Consider the following 4,021-nt stretch of genomic DNA (forward strand, 5'->3'; position numbering starts at 1 on the left):
GGGGGTCGGCCCCGGTCTCTGGGGCTCGGAGATGTGTATAAGGGACGGCCCCCCACCGGCCACCCCCACGTGGAGCCGCCCTGCCGGTTCGGCGGCGCCGGCCGCCGAACCGGCAGGGCGGCTCCACGTGGGGGTGGCCGGTGGGGGCGAGGCCGACGGCGGCAGCAGCGTGCCGTTGCAGCGGGGGCACCACGTGCGCTGTTTGTCGCGCACGTTCCACCGCGTGGCGCACGCCGAACACACCTGGATCACCGGTCCAGCCTAGCGATCCGGCGTCACAGCCCAGCGCGGCGTCTCAGACCGTTCCGGGTGCGCCGTCCTCGGTGATCACCGGGCGCCCGGCCGCCGCCCACGCCAGCATCCCGCCGTCGACGTTGGCGGGCTCGTAGCCGTTGCGCTGCAGATACTGCGCCACCCGCATCGAGCGTGCGCCGGAGCGGCAGATGACATACAGCGGCTTGTCGAGGTCGATCTCGTCCATGCGGGCCGGAATCTCACCCATCGGGATGTGCTGGGCGCCGGCGGCATGGCCGCGTTGCCACTCATCGTGCTCGCGGACGTCGAGCAGCACCTCCGAGGTCCCCCAGTCCGCGGGCAGAGCCGACACCGTGATCCGGGAAACTTCCTCGCCGTCCATCCCGTGATCCTGTCATGCGCGGACGCGCCGAGGCGAGGTCCGGCGCGCCCGGGCGGGGGCCAGGCCGGCAGCTACCCGGAAGCTATCCACAGTTTCCACAGCTTTATTCACAGGCCCAGGCGCCGGCTCCCCCGCAGTTAACGGCGTAATCCCGGAATCCCACCCGGGTGTTTGTGGATAACTGACACCGACGGTCACAAAACGATCAACACTCCCGGGGGTGCCCGGGCAAAGTCCGCGGCACGCGACACGCCGATCGGGGCGCAATGGCCGCGACGGCCCCCACAGCGGCCGGACGCCACGGCGACCGATCACACCGCCGGCCGGCCACACCTCGCCGTGCGCACCCGCCGGCGCCCGCGTCCATTCCGGCACCCCGCGCGTACGGGCGTATATCGATCCGATTTCCCCCGTGGCACAACTAGCGCTATGATCGCCGTCACAGCTTCTGGCTTGTGACACATCTCACGCGGGGAGGACGTTTGATCGTGCAGGTCTGGACCATCTGATGGCAACGCATCCCGTGCATCCGGTGCATCCCTTCGGCCACTCCGCGATGCAGTCCTCGCCCCAGCTCTACGTCGCCTCTCCGACGTGCAACCGGTCCTACCTGATCGCCGCCCTGCGGGCCGGCATCATCGCCCTCGTCCTGCTCGGCGTCCTGGTCCTGGTCGTCCTGACCTGACCCGTCCAGCGCGACGCGACCGACTCCACTGCGCCCAACCAGACCGGCACCATCAGACCGGCACCAACCAGACCGGCACCATCAGACCGGCGTCACCGCCGCGGGCCGCGGACCGTCCACACCACGCGATAGGAACCGGCCGCCGATACCCACCCGAACCGGCGGGAGTCCACCACCCCGGGCGCCCGCGGGTTGTCCGACAGCGCCTCGAAGGCCGCATCGCGTCCCCTGCCGCGCACGGCGCCCACCCGCTTGATCAGGAACCGCGTGGGCAGCGTCGGGTCCGGGAACACCCTCAGCTGACCCCGCCGCGGCCGTCCGCCGCGCACCGCCAGCAGGCCGTCACCCGGGCACAGCGTGGGCCGCATCGAATCCTCGACGACGGCGAACCGGCGTACCGGCCGACGCCAGAGCCCATGGTTTCGCGACACAGTCGAAGGGTAAGTTAGGACCATGCTGCATCGACTTTTCACCAACGCCACGCCCGCCCACGCCCACTGCGACCTCTACTGCGGTGTCTATGACCCCGCGCAGGCCAAAATCGAGGCTCTCTCGTGCCTGAAGACACTCCAGAAGTACCACGACTCCGATGACGACCACTTCAAGACGCGCGCCATCATCATCAAGGAGCAGCGCGCCGAAGAGGTCAAGCATCACCTGATGGTGTTGTGGGCCGACTTCTTCACCAAGGATCACTTCGAGCAGTTCCCGAACCTGCACCAGCTGTTCTGGGACGGCGTGCACGGCGCCGGCGACGTCAAGAAGTCGCTGGACGTCGCCGTCGCCGAGAAGCTGCTCAAGACGATCGACGAGATCGCCGACATCTTCTGGCAGACCGAGAAGGCCAAGGGGATGGGCGTCTACCCGCCCGCCTGAGATCCTCGGGGACCTCGGGACACTTCTAGACGAGGCGGGGCACCGTGCGTGGCACGGCGCCCCGCCTCGTTCCCGTTTAGCACTCGACTCCTCTTGTCTGCCAGGCATGTTGTACCGCATTCTGTTCCGAACCGGCCCATAGTCGTGTCGCACGCCATGGTTCGAGCTGTTGCGGAGGCTAGATGGAGACAGGGTCCGGGCGGGCAATCGGCCTCGCCCCCTTTCATTCTCGTGGTGCGCTCAAGGGCTTCGTGGTGTCGGGCCGCTGGCCGGACACCACCAAGGAGTGGGCGCAGCTGCTGAGGGCCGCGGTCCGCGTGGCGTCGATTCCCGGCTTACTTTCCACCACAACGATCTTCGGCGTACGGGAGGAGCTGCCGGACTCCCCGGAGCCGGACACGGTGGGGCTGGTCCTCGCCGAGGGCACGGTCGTAGGGGAATCCGCGGTCGGCCCAGGATATTTCGCGGAGCGGCAGCCACCGGCACTGCTGATGCTGCATCCCCCGTCGGAAACCACTCACTCGCTGCCGGAATGCTCGGGCGCCGCCTCGGGCTGCGTATTGCTGCCCGGGCTACCCCATCTGGGCCTGGAGCACCGCGCCGCATGGGTGGAGGCGGAGTCGGACGGCACCGTGACCTCGATGGTCAGCCGGGTGGGCGTCGACCCGATCAGCCACCCGGACACCGCGATCCTGGCGATGCTGCTGGCCGCCTGATCGAAGCTGACGCATTCTCGAAATCGAGAATGCGGCTGCCCGAAATCAGCACCCCGAGTGGCCGACTCGGCGCCGGCCGTCTACGGTGGTGGTTGTACAACGAAGGGGAGTAGCCCCCAATCGTCGCGTCGACATACTGGCGAGAGCCCGGCCGGCGAACCGAGTCTCTTCGACTCGGTGGGTGAGACCTTCGACCGATTGCCCGACGGCGCTTGCTGCGTCGTCGGCGACGCGTCGAAAGGTCGTGCGCCGTGTGGTCTGCAATTCTCCTGAGCTTCGGGGTCGTCTTCCTTGCCGAGCTGGGTGACAAGTCCCAGCTGATCACCATGACCTATGCGCTGCGCCACCGCTGGTGGGTGGTGCTGACCGGGGTGGCTATCGCCGCCTTTCTGGTGCACGGCATCTCGGTGACCATCGGGCATTTCCTCGGCATGACACTGCCCGCGCGCCCGATCGCTTTCGCCGCGGCCCTGGCCTTCTTCGCGTTCGCCATCTGGACCTGGCGCGAGGGCAGCGGCGGCCAGGACGAGATCCGGACCGTGGCCGAGCCTCGATTCGTCCTGTTCGCCGTCATCTCGTCGTTCGTGCTCGCCGAGCTGGGAGACAAGACCATGCTGGCTACCGTCGCGTTGGCCAGCGACAACGACTGGGCCGGAGTGTGGATCGGGGCGACCGTGGGCATGGTGCTCGCCGACGGCGTGGCCATCGCCGTCGGCCGGGTGCTGCACCGCCGCCTGCCCGAACGGTTCCTGCACGTTCTGGCCAGCGTGCTGTTCCTGTTGTTCGGGGTGTGGATCCTGTTCAACAGTGCCCTGGGCCTGCCCACGACCGCGATCGCGGTGACCGCCTCGGTGGCCCTCACGGCGGCCGCCGTCGGCATCGTCGCCTGGCTGCGGCACCGTGGCCCGGCCGCCGATCGAGCCCGGGAAGCCGACCCGGTCGAAGCCCCCGACCTGCAGTCGGGGCACTGACCACGGGCCTGGCGCCCCGCTGGTATCCCGCTGTCTCGCATACACATCTCCGAGCCCACGAGACCGAGGCTGACTTCGTAGGCAGCCTTCTGCCTGAAAGAAACAACCACAATCCCTCATCCGCCACCTACCTCAT

General features: G+C 68.4%; 7 protein-coding genes. 5 read left to right on the forward strand and 2 right to left on the reverse strand.

Features of this window, described 5'->3' with window-relative positions; genetic code table 11:
• Nucleotides 1-265 (forward strand): hypothetical protein (locus CSR00_RS31080; RefSeq protein ID WP_218014559.1); only part of this gene is annotated, 265 nt, incomplete at its 5' end.
• A 30-nt stretch (nucleotides 266-295) separates the two neighbouring features.
• Here the strand turns inward: CSR00_RS31080 and CSR00_RS28795 are convergent.
• A complete protein-coding gene (locus tag CSR00_RS28795) occupies nucleotides 296-637 on the reverse strand; it encodes a rhodanese-like domain-containing protein (RefSeq protein WP_099025781.1) in 342 nt (113 codons plus the stop codon).
• A gap of 508 nt (nucleotides 638-1,145) precedes the next feature.
• Between CSR00_RS28795 and CSR00_RS30950 the strand changes: the two genes are divergently transcribed.
• Nucleotides 1,146-1,322: a hypothetical protein gene (locus CSR00_RS30950; RefSeq protein ID WP_176562321.1), complete on the forward strand. Its 177-nt coding sequence runs from the start codon at nucleotides 1,146-1,148 to the stop codon at nucleotides 1,320-1,322.
• A 92-nt stretch (nucleotides 1,323-1,414) separates the two neighbouring features.
• Here CSR00_RS30950 and CSR00_RS28800 read toward each other — a convergent pair whose 3' ends face one another.
• Nucleotides 1,415-1,777 (reverse strand): S26 family signal peptidase, encoded by a 363-nt coding sequence (locus CSR00_RS28800; protein WP_281259770.1) that lies wholly within the window; start codon nucleotides 1,775-1,777, stop codon nucleotides 1,415-1,417.
• Between CSR00_RS28800 and sodN the strand changes: the two genes are divergently transcribed.
• From sodN to CSR00_RS28815, 3 genes are all read left to right on the forward strand, one after another.
• Complete coding sequence (sodN, locus tag CSR00_RS28805) at nucleotides 1,776-2,198, forward strand: superoxide dismutase, Ni (protein WP_099025782.1); 423 nt, start codon at nucleotides 1,776-1,778, stop codon at nucleotides 2,196-2,198. The genes CSR00_RS28800 and sodN overlap by 2 nt on opposite strands.
• 182 nt (nucleotides 2,199-2,380) lie before the next feature.
• Nucleotides 2,381-2,914: a peptidase gene (locus tag CSR00_RS28810; RefSeq protein ID WP_099025783.1), complete on the forward strand. Its 534-nt coding sequence runs from the start codon at nucleotides 2,381-2,383 to the stop codon at nucleotides 2,912-2,914.
• Between the two features lie 251 nt (nucleotides 2,915-3,165).
• Nucleotides 3,166-3,885 carry a TMEM165/GDT1 family protein gene (locus CSR00_RS28815; RefSeq protein ID WP_099025784.1) on the forward strand — a complete coding sequence of 240 codons (720 nt, stop codon included), beginning with the start codon at nucleotides 3,166-3,168 and terminating at the stop codon, nucleotides 3,883-3,885.
• Nucleotides 3,886-4,021: the final 136 nt, after the last annotated feature.

The organism is Mycolicibacterium palauense, assembly GCF_002592005.1.
Classification (GTDB): Bacteria; Actinomycetota; Actinomycetes; order Mycobacteriales; family Mycobacteriaceae; genus Mycobacterium; species Mycobacterium palauense.